We start from the raw sequence: 16,237 nt of genomic DNA, 5'->3' as shown, positions 1-16,237 counted from the left end.
GGCGATGAGAGACATTCCAATGCCTGCCAGCGATGCAGCGACCGCGGGAGAGATCATCTCCCGCATCGGCCAACTGACCCGAATGCTGCGCGACAGCATGCGCGAACTGGGGCTCGATCAGGCGATCGCCCAGGCGGCAGAGGCGATCCCGGATGCGCGCGACCGTCTTGACTATGTCGTAACCATGACGGCGCAGGCGGCGGAACGGGCGTTGAACTGCGTGGAGGCAGCGCAACCGCGCCAGGCGGAGCTGGAATCCGGCGCCAACGCGTTGAAAGGGCGCTGGGACGAGTGGTTCGCCAATCCCATCGAACTGGACGATGCGCGTTCTCTGGTCAACGACACGCGCCAGTATCTGGATCAGGTGCCGGGCCATACGGCCTTCACCAACGCACAGCTGCTGGAAATCATGATGGCGCAGGACTTCCAGGATCTGACCGGTCAGGTGATCAAGCGCATGATGGATGTGGTGCAGGAGATCGAAAAGCAGCTGCTGATGGTGCTGATGGAAAACATGCCGGAGCAGCCGGTGAAGGAAAAACGGCCGAACGACAGCCTGCTGAACGGCCCGCAGCTCGACCAGAACGGCGTCGGCGTCATCGCCAACCAGGCGCAGGTCGACGATCTGCTCGACAGCCTCGGTTTCTGAGGCTTTTCGGGGCGCGCGACGGCGCGCCCCAACAACATTCCGCGCAGTTTTCGTCTCATCCCCTAAATAACCCGCCTTTTTCCCCGTTGTTCCGCCAATGACATCGCCAATTTTTTGGCATGCTGACCGCCATTCTTTACCCTCCCGACACAGGAACGGCGTTTCGTGGCTGAAGACAGCGATCTGGAAAAAAGCGAGGCCCCCACGCCCCACCGGCTGGAGAAGGCGCGTGAAGACGGCCAGATCCCGCGCTCCCGCGAGCTGACCTCGGTACTGATGCTGCTCTCGGGCCTCGCGATCATCCTGATGTCCGGCAGCAACATGGCGCAACAGCTGGCGGCGATGCTCACGCAGGGGTTGAACTTCGACCATGGCATGGTCAGCAACGATAAACAGATGGTACGCCAACTCGGCATGTTGCTGCGTCAGGCGGTGCTGGCGCTGTTGCCGATCATGGCGGGGCTGGTACTGGTGGCGCTCGCCGCGCCGATGCTGCTGGGGGGCATTCTGTTCAGCGGCAAGTCGATTAAATTCGACTTGAAGCGGTTGAACCCGCTGTCCGGGTTGAAGCGCATCTTTTCCACCCAGGTGCTGGCCGAGCTGCTGAAAGGGATCCTGAAAGCGACGCTGGTCGGTTGGGTGACCGGTCTTTATCTGTGGCACAACTGGGCAGCGATGCTGCATCTGATGACTCAGCAGCCGCTCGACGCGTTGGGCAATGCGCTGCAGATGATCCTGTTCTGCGGTTTTCTGGTGGTGCTGGGATTGACGCCGATGGTGGCGTTTGACGTGTTCTACCAGCTGTGGAGCCACTTCAAAAAGCTGAAGATGACCAAGCAGGATATTCGCGACGAATTCAAAGACCAGGAGGGGGATCCGCACGTCAAGGGACGCATTCGCCAGCAGCAGCGGGCGATCGCCCGGCGCCGCATGATGGCCGACGTGCCTAAGGCGGACGTGATCGTCACCAACCCGACGCACTACGCCGTCGCGTTGCAGTACAACGACAAAAAAATGAGTGCGCCGAAAGTGCTGGCCAAAGGGGCCGGCGAAATCGCCTTGCGCATTCGTGAGCTCGGTGCGGAGCACCGCATTCCGATGCTGGAGGCGCCGCCGCTGGCGCGTGCGCTGTATCGGCACAGCGAGATTGGACAACATATTCCGGCCACCCTGTATGCCGCCGTCGCCGAAGTGCTGGCCTGGGTGTACCAGCTGCGCCGCTGGCGGCGCGAGGGCGGCCTGATCCCGAAAAAACCTGAACGTTTACCGGTGCCGGAAGCACTGGATTTTGCAAGAGAGAGTGACTCTGATGGCTAATTTGGCCTCCCTGCTTCGTTTGCCGGGCAATTTTAAAGATACGCAGTGGCAGGTGTTGGCCGGCCCGGTGCTGATCCTGTTGATCCTGTCGATGATGGTGCTGCCGCTGCCGGCGTTTATCCTCGATCTGCTGTTTACCTTCAACATCGCGCTGTCAATCATGGTGCTGCTGGTGGCGATGTTCACCCAGCGCACGCTCGAATTCGCCGCCTTCCCGACCATTCTGCTGTTCTCCACATTGCTGCGTTTGTCGCTCAACGTCGCGTCGACGCGCATCATCTTGCTGGAGGGCCACACCGGTTCCGCCGCCGCCGGGCGCGTGGTGGAAGCCTTTGGCCACTTCCTGGTGGGGGGCAACTTCGCCATCGGCATCGTGGTGTTCATCATCCTGGTGCTGATCAACTTTATGGTAATTACCAAAGGTGCAGGGCGTATCGCCGAAGTGGGCGCGCGCTTCGTGCTGGACGGCATGCCGGGTAAACAGATGGCGATCGACGCCGACCTGAACGCCGGGCTGATCGGTGAAGACGAAGCGAAGAAACGCCGCGCTGAAGTGACCCAGGAGGCCGATTTCTACGGCTCGATGGACGGTGCCAGTAAATTCGTACGTGGCGATGCCATTGCCGGCCTGATGATCATGGTGCTGAACGTCGTCGGCGGCCTGTTGGTCGGTGTCGTGCAGCATGGCATGGAGCTGGGGGCGGCGGCGGAAAGCTATACGCTGCTGACCATCGGTGACGGCCTGGTGGCGCAGATCCCAGCGCTGGTGATCTCCACCGCCGCCGGCGTCATCGTCACCCGCGTCGCGACCGATCAGGACGTCGGCGAGCAGATGGTGGGCCAGCTGTTCAACAATCCGCGCGTGATGTTGCTGAGCGCCGGGGTACTGGGGCTGTTGGGCCTGGTGCCGGGCATGCCGAACCTGGTGTTCCTGCTGTTTACCGCCGCTTTGCTGGGCCTGGCCTGGTGGCTGCGTGGCCGTGAACAACAGGCACCGAAAACGGTGGAAGAACCGGCGATGCCGGAGAATCCGCAGGCCGCCGAGGCCAGCTGGGCCGACGTTCAGTTGGAAGATCCGCTGGGGATGGAAGTGGGCTACCGGCTGATTCCGATGGTCGATTTTCAACAGAACGGCGAGCTGCTGGGGCGTATCCGCGGGATCCGCAAGAAATTCGCGCAGGACATGGGCTATTTGCCGCCGGTGGTACACATCCGCGACAATCTGGAACTGCCGCCAGCCAGCTACCGCATCCTGATGAAAGGCGTTGAGATCGGCAGCGGTGAAGCGCAGCCGGGCCGTTGGCTGGCGATCAACCCCGGCAATGCCGTGGGCGAGCTGGCGGGAGACAAAACCGTCGATCCCGCCTTTGGGCTCGAGGCGGTATGGATCGACAGCGCCTTGCGCGAGCAGGCGCAGATCCAGGGCTTTACCGTGGTGGAAGCCAGTACCGTAGTGGCGACGCACCTTAATCACCTGATCGGCCAGTTCGCCAGCGAGCTGTTTGGCCGCCAGGAAACTCAGCAGCTGCTGGACCGTGTTTCACAAGAGATGCCGAAGCTGACCGAAGACTTCGTGCCGGGCGTGGTGTCGCTGACGACGCTGCACAAAGTGCTGCAAAACCTGTTGGCCGAACGCGTTTCTATCCGCGATATGCGCACCATCGTCGAAACGCTGGCGGAACATGCCCCGGCGCAAAGCGATCCTTATGAGCTGACGACCGTGGTGCGGGTGGCGCTGGGCCGGGCGATCACGCAGCAGTGGTTCCCGGGCAACGGCGAGATTCAGGTTATCGGCTTGGATACCCAGCTGGAGCGCCTGTTGCTGCAAGCGTTGCAGGGCGGCGGCGGTCTGGAGCCGGGGCTGGCCGATCGCCTGCTGGAACAGGCGCGTCAGGCGCTGCAACGGCAAGAGATGCTCAGCGCGCCGCCGGTGCTGTTGGTTAACCATGCGCTGCGTCCTTTACTGGCGCGCTTCCTGCGCCGCAGCCTGCCGCAGCTCGTGGTGCTGTCCAACCTGGAGATTAACGACGATCGCCAGATTCGCATGACGTCGACCATTGGAGCCGCCTGATGAAACGCTGTCTGTTCGTGTTGTGTTTGCTGGCGCCGTTAACCGCCGGTGCGGTGTCCGGCTCCTGGGTGGCCGAAGGGGCGGGCGTGACGTTGGAACAGGGCGGCATGCGCGATGAGTCCGCCGGTTTGCGGCCGCCGAACGCGTTGCCGGATGCCAATGCGCGCATCACCCGCGTCAGCTGGCGCTACCGTTTGCTGGGGCCTGAACCAGTGGGGCTGCAGGCGCAGCTTTGCACGGTGAACCGCTGCATTCCGCTGGGCGGCGGCAGCGGCAGCAGCAACGGTCTGCAGGGCGAGCCGGCCAATGCGGAATTGCGTTTCGTCTATTACGTGCAGTCGCAAGGCGGGTTGAACCCGCCGCTGCGGGTGATTGGCAATCAGGTGATCGTCAATTATCAGTAAGATCAGGCCAGAATTTGCAGGCCGTTGCGTTCCACCAGCGTCAGCAGCTTCATCGCGGCGGAGTTCGGTTGCGCTTCGCCGCGCTCCCATTTCTGTACCGCCTTTTTGCTGACGTTGAGATACAGCGCAAACACCGGCTGACTGACGTTTTCCCGTTCGCGCAGCGCGCGGATCTCGGCCGGCCCGAACTGCTTCACCGGCCGCAGGCACAGCATGTCGAAAGTGCGCATGGTCACGTCGTCGACGAAACCGGCGCGGTGCAGGCCCTGAACTTCCTGGTGGATCTCGGCAAGAATTTTACTCATCGCTTAGCCTCCGTAACTCCCTGTTGTTGACCAGCTGGTAGAGTCTGAATGGCGAATAATCCAGATACAGCGCAGCCAGATGTTTCAATCCCTGTAACTCATCCGCACTGATGTTTTCTCTCTCGCTTTTGGCAAAGCCGCGCATAAAAAACAGGCGGTCTTCATCGCGAAAAACGATCAGCACCCGATAGCCGCCACGTTTGCCCGCACCAGCCCGAGCGATGCGCTTTTTGTATACGCAACCGCCAAGATTGGCGTCGTACCGCTGATGCTGCATTTCTCGCGCCGCTTTCACTATCGTGGCGTCGCTAATGCGCTCGCGTGCGGCAAAACCCTGAAAGGTTTTGGTGAGATAGATATCAGCCATTCGCTCTCCCTGCGAATCTATACCCGTTAAGGGTATATTTCAAGTGATTTAAAAATCACCACAGGGTGACAAGTGGCCAAAGGGAAAGAAACAGCCAAATTCACGTTCTGCGCAGCCTGACGCATAACGTTAAGGGAACTCAGGAGGTGATGAGGTGAAAATGCGAGGGGATGCGCAAAAGTCGGCTAACGCGTGCCCGGTGATAGGCTCACCGGGCGAAATGAGTCAGGTCAGACGCCGATTTTTCTGCCGAGCAGGCTGCCGGCGTGCGACTGGCCGTCCGGGCCATACAGCGATTTGTTGTTCTTACTGAGGATAGCCAGCGCCTGAGCGTTGTGGTCGATCTGCTGATTGAGCAGCAGGCCGTTGTGCTGGTTCTTCTCACGCAGCGTTTGGCTCAGCAACTGAACGCGTTGCCAGCGATCGGCCAGAGGCGCATGGCTGGCATAGGGCGCGCGTTGCCCGCAGGTTTTTTCCTGCCCCAGGCGCTGTTGCTCGAGGTAAGCGACCGTCGCCAGCAGTTGGCTTTTGGCATCGGTGACGCGCTGCAAGGCCACGCCGGGCAACTGGCCGGAACACAGCAAGTCGTGCTCTTCCTCCAGCACGCCATTGAGCGCCTGCAGTGTTTCCAACAGTTTGTCCAGCAGTTGTACCAGCTTTTCCATAGTGATGACTTATCCTTTATCGCTACCCGCCGCCGCGTTGTCAGTCGCGTCCGGCGATCCATTGAACATCGCTCTGCGCGTCTTGCAGCAGTGTGTCGGCGATTTTGCCGGCGTCCATCTTCAGTTCACCGTTGCGGATCGCCTGTTTGATGGCCTCGACCCGGCCCATATCGATATCCTGGGTGCCCGGTTGCATCAGGCGCGCCTGCGCCTCGCTCAGTTTGACCTGCGTGCCGCTGACGGCGGTTTCGGCCACGGCGGCCTTGCGCGGTTGGAGCGGGTTGTCGGCCGGGGTTTCACGCGGTTGCACAGTGGAAACCGGCTGTAACCGCTGGGTGCGATCGATACTCATGGTCCATCTCCGTTTACGCCGTGGCCGCTCGGGGGCGACGACGCTGCAATGAAAGTTTTGCGGCCCTGGTGGCCAATAAAATGCTGCTTGATTTGTCTTATCGGCAAGGTTTGCGGAACCTTTACTTTTTTATAACGTAATGCGGATCGCGCCGTCGTCCCCGACCACGCCACTGACGATCTGCCCGGACGCCATGCGCACCCGCACGCTGTCTTCGGCGGCGGCGTTGTTCATCGCCTTACCCGCACCGCTGATGCTGAATCCTTCGCCCTGTGCATTGACCTGTACCGATTGCCCGGCCTTGATAATCCAGGCGCGGCGCAGCATGGCGAGGGTCAGCGGCTGACCGGGGCTAATGTTGCGCAGGCTGACGGCACCTAACGCTTTGCTCGCTTCGGTCAGCGCACGCGGCGGCAGGGTATCGAGCCGACCTGCTTTCAACGTCAGATCCGCCGCCGTCAACCGGCTGCCGGCGCTGATGCCGCGCGCCGAAACGAGATAGCGGCCAAACACCTGCACCTGCGTCTGGATAAAACGCCGCTCCTGGCCACAGCGCGCCGAAATGCTGACGTTGCCGCCGATCCGCGCGTTGGGCGGCAGCGACAGCTGCGGCAGTTCGCAAGCGGGCCATTGGTTCGGCGGCGTGCGCACCCGCACTTTCACCTGTACCGGTTCGCCGCTGAACTTGCCTTGGATGAAGCTTTCGATTTGCGTCGCCAGATCGTCGGCGCGCGCGTTCAGACTGCACAGCAGGCCGATAAGCAGCAGCATTTTACCTTTCATCGTCATCTTCTCAAGCTTCATCGGGATACGCGTAAGTGTACCCGCAGCGCGCGCAGGCTAAGCAGATAAATAGCGCCCCATTTTGCGTTTATTCCCGCGATAGGGTAGCGCGGGGGGCGTTTATGCTGTCGACTCCAAATTCTAACCTCGCGGAGGGAGCATGCTCGACAAACTGGACGCGGCTCTGCGCTTTGGCCAAGAGGCGCTGAACTTGCGCGCCCAGCGGCAGGAAATTCTGGCCGCCAACATCGCCAACGCAGACACACCGGGTTATCAGGCGCGGGATATCGATTTCGCCAGCCAATTGAACAAAGTGATGGAGCAGGGGCGCGTCAGCGGCAACGGCATGTCGCTGAACCTGACGGCGGCGCGCCACATCCCGGCGCAGACCCTGCAGCCGCCGCAGCTCGATCTGCTGTTCCGGGTGCCGGATCAGCCGTCGATGGACGGCAACACGGTGGACATGGATCGCGAACGCACCAACTTTGCCGATAACAGCCTGAAATATCAGACCGACCTGACGCTGCTCAACGGTCAGATCAAAGGGATGATGTCCGTGCTGCAACAAGGATAAGGCGCATGTCTTTACTGAATATTTTTGATATCTCCGGCTCGGCGTTATCGGCGCAATCCCAGCGCATGAACGTCAGCGCCAGCAACATGGCCAACGCCGACAGCGTGACCGGCCCGGACGGCGAGCCTTACCGCGCCAAGCAGGTGGTGTTCCAGGTCGCGGCGGCCCCCGGGCAGCCGACCGGCGGCGTACGCGTCGCTCAGGTGGTGGACGATCCGGCGCCCGAGCGTCTGGTCTATCAACCGGGCAACCCGCTGGCGGACGCCAAGGGCTACGTGCGCATGCCGAACGTCGACGTGGTGGGTGAAATGGTCAACACCATCTCCGCTTCCCGCAGCTACCAGGCCAATGTCGAGGTGCTCAACACCACCAAGTCGATGATGATGAAAACCCTGACGTTGGGTCAGTAACCGGAGATTCCCATGGCTATCGCCGCAACCACGAACGAGTCGTTGGACAACACCGTCATCGGTAACAACAGCAAAAATACCAACAGCCAGGATCTGCACAACAGTTTCCTGACGCTGCTGGTGGCGCAGTTGAAAAACCAGGATCCGACCAATCCGATGCAGAACAACGAACTGACCTCGCAGCTAGCGCAGATCAACACCGTGCAGGGCATCGAAAAACTCAACACCACGCTGGGGTCGATCTCCGGCCAGATCAACAGCAACCAGTCGCTGCAAGCCACTGCGCTGATCGGCCACGGCGTGATGGTGCCGGGCAATAACATTCTGGTCGGCAGCAAGGACGGCAAGGTCAGCACGACGCCGTTCGGCGTGGAACTGGAGCGCGCCGCCGATCAGGTGACCGCTACCATCACCAACGCCAGTGGGCAGGTGGTGCGCACCATCGAAATCGGCGGCCTGACCGCCGGTGTGCATGCCTTTACCTGGGACGGTTCGCTGGATGACGGCTCTACCGCACCCGACGGCGCCTACAAAGTGGCGATTAACGCCAAAGGCAATGGCGAGCAACTGGTGGCGCGCAGCCTGCACTTCGGCCTGGTGAACGGCGTGATCCGCGACGGCAACGGTGCCAAGCTGGATCTCGGTCTGGCGGGCAACGCCACCCTGGAAGACGTGCGACAGATCTTATAACCCTAAGCATCAGGCTCAATCGGACGATAGCCTGACCACTATTCGGAGAATAACATGGCCTTTTCTCAGGCAGTCAGCGGCTTGAACGCGGCAGCAACCAACCTGGACGTGATCGGTAACAACATCGCCAACTCCGCGACTGCGGGCTTCAAATCCGGCAGCGTCTCCTTTGCCGATATGTTCGCCGGTTCACAGGTCGGTCTGGGCGTCAAAGTGTCCGGCATCACTCAGAACTTCAAGGGTGGCACCACCACCGGCACCAGCCGTTCATTGGATGTGGCCATCAACGGCAACGGTTTTTTCCGCATGCAGGATAAAGACGGCGGCATCTTCTATACCCGCAACGGTCAGTTCAAGCTGGACGAAAACCGCAACCTGACCAACATGCAGGGGCTACAGCTGACCGGCTACCCGGCGGCCGGCTCTCCGCCGACCATCCAGCAGGGCGCCAACCCGGTGCCGCTGAGCATTCCTGAAGGTATGATGAACGCCAAGGCGTCCACCTCCGGCGAGATGGTGGCCAACCTGAAGTCCACCCATAAAGTGCCGGAGAACAAGACCTTCGATCCGACCAAGCAGGACAGCTACAACTACGTCAACACCATCACCGCTTACGACTCGCTGGGTAATGCGCACAACATCAACGCCTACTTTGTGAAGACAGCAGACAATAAATGGCAGGTCTACACCCAGGACGGCAGCGCCGCGCCGGTTGACGCCGGCACCATGGAGTTCAGCCCCAGCGGCAACCTGGTGAAAACCACCAGCACCAACGGCGCACCGGGCGAGTTCAGCATGGTGATCCCGATGACCGCCAAAGATGGTGCTCCGGCGCAAAACTTTACCCTGAGCTTCGCCGGCAGCATGCAGCAGAACGTGAGCAGCGACTCGGTGAGCAAGGTATCGCAGGACGGTTATGCCGCCGGTGAATACACGGGCTACCAGATCAACAATGACGGCACCATCGTGGGCGTCTATTCCAACCAGCAGACCCAGCTGTTGGGCCAGATCGTCATGGCCAACTTCTCCAACCCGGAAGGGCTGGCGTCGCAGGGCGATAACGTGTGGCAGGAAACCGGTGCGTCCGGTCAGCCGCGCGTTGGTCTGTCGGGCGGCGGCGGCTTCGGTAAGCTGACCAGCGGCGCGCTGGAGTCTTCCAACGTCGATCTGAGCCAGGAGCTGGTGAACATGATCGTCGCACAGCGTAACTACCAGTCCAACGCCCAGACCATCAAGACGCAGGACTCCATCCTGCAGACGTTGGTTAGCCTGCGCTAATAAGGCCGAGTTATGGATCACGCGATTTATACCGCGATGGGCGCGGCGCGCCAAACGCTGGAACAGCAGTCCATTACCGCCAACAACCTGGCCAATGCGTCGACGCCGGGCTTTCGCGCCCAGCTCGCCGCATTGCGCGCGGTGCCGGTCGACGGGCCGAGCATGGCGACGCGCACCTTGGTGACCGCGTCGACGCCGGGCGCCGATATGAGCCAGGGGGCGCTGAACTACACAGCGCGTCCGCTGGACGTGGCGCTGCAGCAGGACGGTTTCCTGGCGGTGAGCCTGCCGGGTGGGGGGAAGCCTATACCCGCAACGGCAACATTCAGATCTCCTCCACCGGGCAGTTGACGGTGCAGGGATTGCCGGTGATGGGTGACGGCGGCCCGATCGAGGTGCCGCCGTCGGCGGAGATCACCATCGCGGCCGACGGTACCATTTCGGCGCTGAACGCCGGCGATCCGCCGAACACCATCGCGCAGATCGGCCGTCTGAAGCTGGTGAAAGCCGATGCGCGCGAAGTGATGCGCGGTGACGACGGGCTGTTCCGCCTGACGCCGGAAACTCAACAGCAGCGCGGCAATCAGTTGCAAAACGATCCGCAGGTGCGGGTGATGCCGGGCGTGCTGGAGGGCAGCAACGTCAAGCCGATGGAGACCATGGTCGACATGATCGCCAACGCCCGCCGTTTTGAAATGCAAATGAAAGTCATCCACAGCGTGGATGAAAACGAACAGCGTGCCAACTCACTGCTCTCAATGAGTTAAGCAGCAAGGAAATAACCGATGATTCCATCCTTATGGATTGCCAAAACCGGTCTGGACGCGCAGCAGACCAACATGGACGTGATCGCCAACAACCTGGCGAACGTCAGCACCAACGGCTTCAAACGCCAGCGTGCGGTATTTGAAGATCTGCTGTACCAGACCATGCGTCAGCCGGGGGCACAGTCCTCCGAGCAGACCACGCTGCCTTCCGGTCTGCAGATCGGCACCGGCGTGCGCCCGGTGGCGACCGAGCGTCTGCACAGCCAGGGCAACCTGTCGCAGACCAACAACAGTAAAGACGTCGCCATCAAGGGGCAGGGGTTCTTCCAGGTGATGCTGCCGGACGGCACCCAGGCCTACACGCGCGACGGCTCGTTCCAGATCGATCAGAACGGCCAGCTGGTCACATCCAGCGGTTTCCAGGTGCAGCCGGCGATCACCATTCCGGCGAACGCGCTGTCCATCACCGTCGGCCGCGACGGCATCGTCAGCGTCACCCAGCAGGGGCAAACCGCCGCCCAGCAGGTGGGTCAACTGACGCTGACGACCTTTGTCAACGACAGCGGTCTGGAGAGCGTGGGCGAGAACCTGTATCAGGAAACCGAAAGCTCGGGCGCGCCGAACGAGAGCACGCCGGGGCTGAACGGCGCCGGTCTGCTGTATCAGGGCTACGTGGAGACCTCCAACGTTAACGTGGCGGAAGAGCTGGTCAACATGATCCAGACTCAGCGCGCTTACGAGATCAACAGCAAAGCGGTTTCGACTTCCGATCAGATGCTGCAAAAGCTGACACAACTGTAATCTGTCATTGACGGGCCCGGCTTGCCGCGCCCGTCATTCTCTTTCGTGAAACAAAGGCGATACCCGTGGTAACCACATATTCGATGGCAATCCTGCCGCGGCAGGGACAACGCTGGCTGGCGGGAATGGTGATGCTGACGCTGAGCGGCTGCGCTTATATTCCGCATAAACCGCTGGTGGACGGTGCGACCACGGCGCAGCCCGCGCCGGCCAGCGCGCCGATGCCGAACGGCTCGATCTTCCAGACGGTGCAGCCGATGAACTACGGCTATCAGCCGCTGTTCGAAGACCGCCGTCCGCGCAACGTCGGTGACACCCTGACCATCGTGCTGCAGGAAAACGTCAGCGCCAGCAAGAGCTCTTCCGCCAACGCCAGCCGCAACGGCGCCAGCAAGTTCGGCGTCGCCACCTCGCCGCGTTACCTCGACGGTCTGTTGGGCAATGCGCGCGCCGATATGGACATTTCCGGCGACAGCACCTTCGGTGGCAAGGGCGGCGCCAACGCCAACAACACCTTCAACGGCACCATTACGGTGACGGTCAACCAGGTGCTGGCCAACGGCAACCTGCACGTGGTGGGGGAAAAGCAGATCGCCATCAACCAGGGCACCGAATTCATTCGCTTCTCCGGCGTCGTTAACCCGCGCACCATCAGCGGCAACAACTCGGTCACCTCGACGCAGGTGGCGGACACGCGTATCGAATACGTCGGCAATGGCTATATCAACGAAGCGCAGACCATGGGCTGGCTGCAGCGCTTCTTCTTAAATGTTTCACCGTTCTAAGGATTGACTGATGCTGAAAAAATGGTTTATCGCGCTGTGCGTCGGGCTGGTGTGCTTGCCGGCGGCGGCGGAGCGCATCCGCGATCTGGTGACGGTGCAGGGCGTGCGAGACAACGCCCTGATCGGCTACGGCCTGGTGGTGGGGCTGGACGGTTCCGGCGACCAGACCATGCAGACGCCGTTCACCACCCAAAGCCTGAGCAACATGCTGTCGCAGCTGGGCATCACCGTGCCGCCAGGCACCAACATGCAGCTGAAAAACGTGGCGGCGGTGATGGTGACCGCCAAACTGCCGCCGTTCTCGCGCGCCGGGCAGAACATCGACGTGGTGGTTTCATCGATGGGCAACGCCAAGAGCCTGCGCGGCGGCACCTTGCTGATGACGCCGCTCAAAGGCGTGGATAACCAGGTCTATGCGCTGGCGCAGGGCAACGTGCTGGTCGGCGGCGCGGGCGCGGCGGCCGGCGGCAGCAGCGTGCAGGTCAACCAGCTGGCGGGCGGGCGCATCAGCAACGGCGCCACCATTGAGCGCGAGCTGCCGACCACCTTCGGCAGCGGCGGCGTACTCAACCTGCAGCTGAACGACGAAGACTTCACGCTGGCGCAGCAGATCAGCGACGCCATCAACCGCCAACGCGGCGGTGGCACCGCGACGCCGCTCGACGCCCGCACGATCCAGGTGCTGGTGCCGCAGGGCAACAGCTCTCAGGTGCGTTTCCTGGCGGAGATTCAAAACATCACCGTCAACGTCGGCGCGATGGACGCCAAAGTGATCATCAACTCGCGCACCGGGTCGGTGGTGATGAACCGCGATGTGATCCTCGATTCCTGCGCCGTCGCCCAGGGCAACCTGTCGGTGGTGGTCGATCGGCAGAACACCGTCAGCCAACCGACGACGCCGTTCGGCGGCGGCCAGACGGTGGTGACGCCAAACACCCAGATCTCGGTGCAACAGCAGGGCGGATCGCTGCAGAAGGTGAACGCCAGCGCCAACCTGAACAACGTCATTCGCGCGCTGAACGCGCTGGGCGCCACGCCGATCGATCTGATGTCGATCCTGCAGGCGATGCAGAGCGCCGGCTGCCTGCGCGCCAAGCTGGAAATCATCTGATGGCCGGCGATCTGATGGCAATGTCGGGTGCGGCCTATGACGCCCAGGCGCTGAACGGTCTGAAGCGCGATGCGGCGGCCGACCCGCAGGGCAACCTCAAGCAGGTGGCCCAGCAGGTAGAAGGCATGTTCGTGCAGATGATGCTGAAAAGCATGCGATCCGCCTTGCCGCAGGACGGGGTATTGAGCAGCGATCAAACGCGGCTCTATACCTCGATGTACGACCAGCAAATCGCCCAGCAGATGTCGCAAAAAGGGCTGGGGCTGGCCGACATGATGGTCAAGCAGATGAGCAACGCCAACGCGGTGCCGAGTGAAACGGCGGGCCTGTCGCCGATGGCGCTGGACAACGAGGTGCTGCAAACGCTGCCGAACCAGGCGCTGGAGCAGATGGTGCGCCGCGCGATGCCGAAAGCCCCGCCGGCCGCCGCGCCACTGTCGCTCAACAACGGCAACTTCGTCGCTCGCCTGTCGATCCCGGCGAAGGTCGCCAGCCAGCAGAGCGGCATTCCGCATCAGCTGATCGTCGCGCAGGCGGCGCTGGAGTCCGGCTGGGGGCAGCGCGAGATCCCGACCTCAGACGGCACGCCGAGCTACAACCTGTTCGGCATCAAGGCCGGCGGCAGCTGGAACGGGCCGGTGACGGAGATCACCACCACCGAGTTCGAACAGGGCGCGGCGAAGAAGGTGAAGGCGAAGTTCCGCGTCTACGGGTCGTATGTCGAAGCGATTGCCGACTACGTCAAACTGCTGACCAACAACCCGCGCTATGCCGACGTGGCCGCCGCGCGCAGCCCGGAGCAGGCGGCGCATGCGCTGCAACGCGCCGGGTACGCCACCGATCCGCAGTACGCCAGCAAACTGGTCAGCGTGATTCAGCAGATGAAGAGCGCGGGGGAACAGGCGGTGAAAGCTTACACCCACGATCTGAAAGATTTGTTCTAAATCCCCGTCATTCTTGACGCCGCAGCGGCGTTGACTGCACAAGCTCGCCCCGGTCACTTGGCTTAACCAAGCGCTCGGGACGCCCTTGCTTGTCGCCTTGCTGCGACGCCAATTATTTAGGGGATAGGCGGTAACGAAGGCTAGCTGGATGCTGACCGCGTTGCCGCTTTTTTTCCTCAAGTTCTTCTCATTTTGGCCGATAACCGAAACAGGCTGAGCGAACAGGCTCAGCAGCTCAATTAAGAACCCTGTGGGCCACCGGCGCCGCAGCATAAGGAATTCCGATGTCCAATAGCTTAATCAATACCGCGATGAGCGGGCTGAATGCGGCTCAGGTGGCGCTCAGTACCGTCAGCAACAACATCTCCAACTACAACGTGGCGGGCTACAACCGCCAGACCGCGATCCTGGCGCAGAACGGCGGCATGGCCACCATGAGCGGCTTTATCGGCAACGGCGTGACCGTCACCAGCGTTAACCGCGAGTACAACCAGTTCATCACCAACCAGCTGCGCGGCGCACAAAGCGCGTTCGGGGCGCAGAACGCCTATTACGAGAAGATTTCGCAGATCGACAATCTGTTGGCGAGCAAGACCAACCCGCTGTCGACCAACATGCAGGATTTCTTTACCAACCTGCAGAACCTGGTGAGCAACGCCGGTGACGACGCCGCGCGCCAGACGGTGCTGGGCAAGGCCAACGGTCTGGTGAACCAGTTCAACAACACCGATAAATTCCTGCGCGACATGGACAACGGCGTTAATCAGCAGATCAGCGATACGGCGCAGCAGATCAACAGCTACGGCCAACAGATCGCCAAGCTGAACGATGAGATCACCCGTTTGCGCGGCAGCGCCGGCGGCGAGCCAAATGCGTTGCTGGATCAGCGCGATCAGCTGGTCACCGAATTGAACCAGCTGGTGGGCGTACAGGTCACGCAACAGGACGGCGACGCCTATACCGTCTCCTTCGCCAACGGCTTGACGCTGGTGCAGGGCAGCAATACGTATCAGGTGGAAGCCGTGCCTTCCAGCAGCGATCCTTCCCGTCTGACTATCGGCTATAACCGCGGCAACGGCGCCAGCGAAGTGCCGGAAGGCCAGATCACCAGCGGCACGCTGAGCGGCGTGCTGAAATTCCGCAGCGAAACGCTGGACGGCGTGCGCAATCAGCTGGGCCAGTTGGCGCTGGCGATGGCGGACAGCTTTAACCAACAGCATCGCGCCGGCTTCGATCTGAACGGTGACGCAGGCGGCGACTTCTTCAGCTTCAGCGGCGGCCGGGTGGTGGATAACACCCGCAACACCGGCGACGCGTCGCTGTCGGTTTCTTACACCGATACCGGCAAGGTGAAGGCTAACGATTATCGCGTTGAGTTCGACGGCAGCAACTGGCAGGTCAGCCGCCTGCCGGACAATGTGAAAGTCAACGCCACGCCGGGCACCAGCGCCGACGGCAAACCGACGCTGAACTTCGACGGGTTGGAAGTGAGCATCGACGGCAATGCGCAGGCCAAAGACAGCTTCACCGTGAAGCCGGTCAGCGACGTGGCGGGCAACCTGAAAGTGGCCATCACCGATTCGTCCAAGATCGCCGCCGCCGGTAAAGACGACAGCGGCCGCGGCGATAACGAGAACGCCAAGAAGCTGCTGGATCTGCAAACCAAAAACCTGGTGGACGGCAAGGCGACCCTGAGCGGCGCTTACGCCGGCATCGTCAGCGGCGTCGGCAACCAGACCGCCGCCGCCAAGGCCATCGCTACCTCGCAGGCCAAAATCGTCACGCAGCTGGGCGCGCAACAGCAGTCGATGTCCGGCGTCAACCTTGACGAAGAGTACGGTGAACTGCTGCGTTTTCAGCAGTACTACATGGCCAACGCGCAGGTGATTCAGACCGCCAGCTCGCTGTTCGACGCGCTGCTGAACATTCGTTGATTTCATTGTTAATCGGCGCCGATAACGGCG

Annotated in this window: 18 protein-coding genes and 1 pseudogene; 14 read left to right on the top strand and 5 right to left on the bottom strand. The window is 61.6% G+C overall.

Annotated features, from left to right (window positions below; translation table 11 throughout):
* Positions 1-4 precede the first annotated feature (4 nt).
* From cheZ to ACSJLU_RS14700, 4 genes are all read left to right on the top strand, one after another.
* Positions 5-649 (top strand): protein phosphatase CheZ, encoded by a 645-nt coding sequence (gene cheZ, locus ACSJLU_RS14715; protein WP_004934858.1) that lies wholly within the window; start codon positions 5-7, stop codon positions 647-649.
* Positions 650-814: 165 nt separating this feature from the next.
* Complete coding sequence (flhB, locus tag ACSJLU_RS14710) at positions 815-1,966, top strand: flagellar biosynthesis protein FlhB (protein WP_043138644.1); 1,152 nt, start codon at positions 815-817, stop codon at positions 1,964-1,966.
* Positions 1,959-4,037 (top strand): flagellar biosynthesis protein FlhA, encoded by a 2,079-nt coding sequence (gene flhA / locus ACSJLU_RS14705; protein ID WP_025303268.1) that lies wholly within the window; start codon positions 1,959-1,961, stop codon positions 4,035-4,037. The genes flhB and flhA overlap by 8 nt, the downstream gene beginning before the upstream one ends.
* Complete coding sequence (locus ACSJLU_RS14700; protein WP_038629510.1) at positions 4,037-4,441, top strand: flagellar protein FlhE; 405 nt, start codon at positions 4,037-4,039, stop codon at positions 4,439-4,441. Before flhA ends, ACSJLU_RS14700 begins: the two co-directional genes overlap by 1 nt.
* Before the next feature lie 2 nt (positions 4,442-4,443).
* Here the strand turns inward: ACSJLU_RS14700 and ACSJLU_RS14695 are convergent, their stop codons facing one another.
* The 5 genes from ACSJLU_RS14695 to flgA all read right to left on the bottom strand — a co-directional run bounded on the left by ACSJLU_RS14695 (position 4,444) and on the right by flgA (position 6,913).
* Positions 4,444-4,746 (bottom strand): helix-turn-helix domain-containing protein, encoded by a 303-nt coding sequence (locus ACSJLU_RS14695; RefSeq protein ID WP_015378258.1) that lies wholly within the window; start codon positions 4,744-4,746, stop codon positions 4,444-4,446.
* Positions 4,739-5,113 (bottom strand): type II toxin-antitoxin system RelE/ParE family toxin, encoded by a 375-nt coding sequence (locus ACSJLU_RS14690; protein WP_025303266.1) that lies wholly within the window; start codon positions 5,111-5,113, stop codon positions 4,739-4,741. The genes ACSJLU_RS14695 and ACSJLU_RS14690 overlap by 8 nt, the downstream gene beginning before the upstream one ends.
* A gap of 230 nt (positions 5,114-5,343) precedes the next feature.
* Positions 5,344-5,778: a flagella synthesis protein FlgN gene (locus ACSJLU_RS14685; protein WP_025303265.1), complete on the bottom strand. Its 435-nt coding sequence runs from the start codon at positions 5,776-5,778 to the stop codon at positions 5,344-5,346.
* 40 nt (positions 5,779-5,818) lie between these two features.
* Positions 5,819-6,130 carry a flagellar biosynthesis anti-sigma factor FlgM gene (flgM, locus tag ACSJLU_RS14680; protein WP_380824929.1) on the bottom strand — a complete coding sequence of 104 codons (312 nt, stop codon included), beginning with the start codon at positions 6,128-6,130 and terminating at the stop codon, positions 5,819-5,821.
* A 129-nt stretch (positions 6,131-6,259) separates the two neighbouring features.
* Positions 6,260-6,913, bottom strand: a complete 654-nt coding sequence (flgA, locus tag ACSJLU_RS14675; protein ID WP_025303264.1) for a flagellar basal body P-ring formation chaperone FlgA — start codon at positions 6,911-6,913, stop codon at positions 6,260-6,262.
* 160 nt (positions 6,914-7,073) lie between these two features.
* Between flgA and flgB the strand changes: the two genes are divergently transcribed.
* The 10 genes and pseudogenes from flgB (at position 7,074) to flgK (ending at position 16,207) form a co-directional block, all read left to right on the top strand.
* Positions 7,074-7,487, top strand: coding sequence for a flagellar basal body rod protein FlgB (flgB, locus tag ACSJLU_RS14670; RefSeq protein ID WP_025303263.1), 414 nt, complete (start codon positions 7,074-7,076; stop codon positions 7,485-7,487).
* Positions 7,488-7,492: 5 nt separating this feature from the next.
* Positions 7,493-7,897 carry a flagellar basal body rod protein FlgC gene (flgC, locus tag ACSJLU_RS14665; RefSeq protein WP_004934826.1) on the top strand — a complete coding sequence of 135 codons (405 nt, stop codon included), beginning with the start codon at positions 7,493-7,495 and terminating at the stop codon, positions 7,895-7,897.
* A 12-nt stretch (positions 7,898-7,909) separates the two neighbouring features.
* Positions 7,910-8,587 (top strand): flagellar hook assembly protein FlgD, encoded by a 678-nt coding sequence (gene flgD, locus ACSJLU_RS14660; protein ID WP_016927297.1) that lies wholly within the window; start codon positions 7,910-7,912, stop codon positions 8,585-8,587.
* A gap of 54 nt (positions 8,588-8,641) precedes the next feature.
* Positions 8,642-9,865 (top strand): flagellar hook protein FlgE, encoded by a 1,224-nt coding sequence (gene flgE / locus ACSJLU_RS14655; RefSeq protein WP_025303262.1) that lies wholly within the window; start codon positions 8,642-8,644, stop codon positions 9,863-9,865.
* A gap of 12 nt (positions 9,866-9,877) precedes the next feature.
* Positions 9,878-10,632 (top strand): annotated as a pseudogene (locus ACSJLU_RS14650) (flagellar basal body rod protein FlgF).
* 18 nt (positions 10,633-10,650) lie between these two features.
* Positions 10,651-11,433, top strand: a complete 783-nt coding sequence (gene flgG / locus ACSJLU_RS14645; protein WP_004934819.1) for a flagellar basal-body rod protein FlgG — start codon at positions 10,651-10,653, stop codon at positions 11,431-11,433.
* An 83-nt stretch (positions 11,434-11,516) separates the two neighbouring features.
* A complete protein-coding gene (flgH, locus tag ACSJLU_RS14640; RefSeq protein ID WP_380825259.1) occupies positions 11,517-12,218 on the top strand; it encodes a flagellar basal body L-ring protein FlgH in 702 nt (233 codons plus the stop codon).
* Between the two features lie 10 nt (positions 12,219-12,228).
* The gene (locus tag ACSJLU_RS14635; RefSeq protein ID WP_004934816.1) at positions 12,229-13,329 is read left to right on the top strand and encodes a flagellar basal body P-ring protein FlgI; all 1,101 of its coding nucleotides are present in this window, start codon (positions 12,229-12,231) and stop codon (positions 13,327-13,329) included.
* Entirely contained in the window at positions 13,329-14,273 is a 945-nt protein-coding gene (gene flgJ / locus ACSJLU_RS14630; RefSeq protein ID WP_004934815.1) for a flagellar assembly peptidoglycan hydrolase FlgJ, read from the top strand. Before ACSJLU_RS14635 ends, flgJ begins: the two co-directional genes overlap by 1 nt.
* A gap of 284 nt (positions 14,274-14,557) precedes the next feature.
* Positions 14,558-16,207 carry a flagellar hook-associated protein FlgK gene (gene flgK / locus ACSJLU_RS14625; protein ID WP_033643519.1) on the top strand — a complete coding sequence of 550 codons (1,650 nt, stop codon included), beginning with the start codon at positions 14,558-14,560 and terminating at the stop codon, positions 16,205-16,207.
* Positions 16,208-16,237 lie beyond the last annotated feature (30 nt).

Source organism: Serratia bockelmannii (assembly GCF_051803255.1).
Lineage (GTDB): Bacteria > Pseudomonadota > Gammaproteobacteria > Enterobacterales > Enterobacteriaceae > Serratia > Serratia bockelmannii.
The sequence above is the reverse complement of the archived record's forward strand: the minus strand, read 5'-3'. Positions and strand labels throughout refer to the sequence as shown.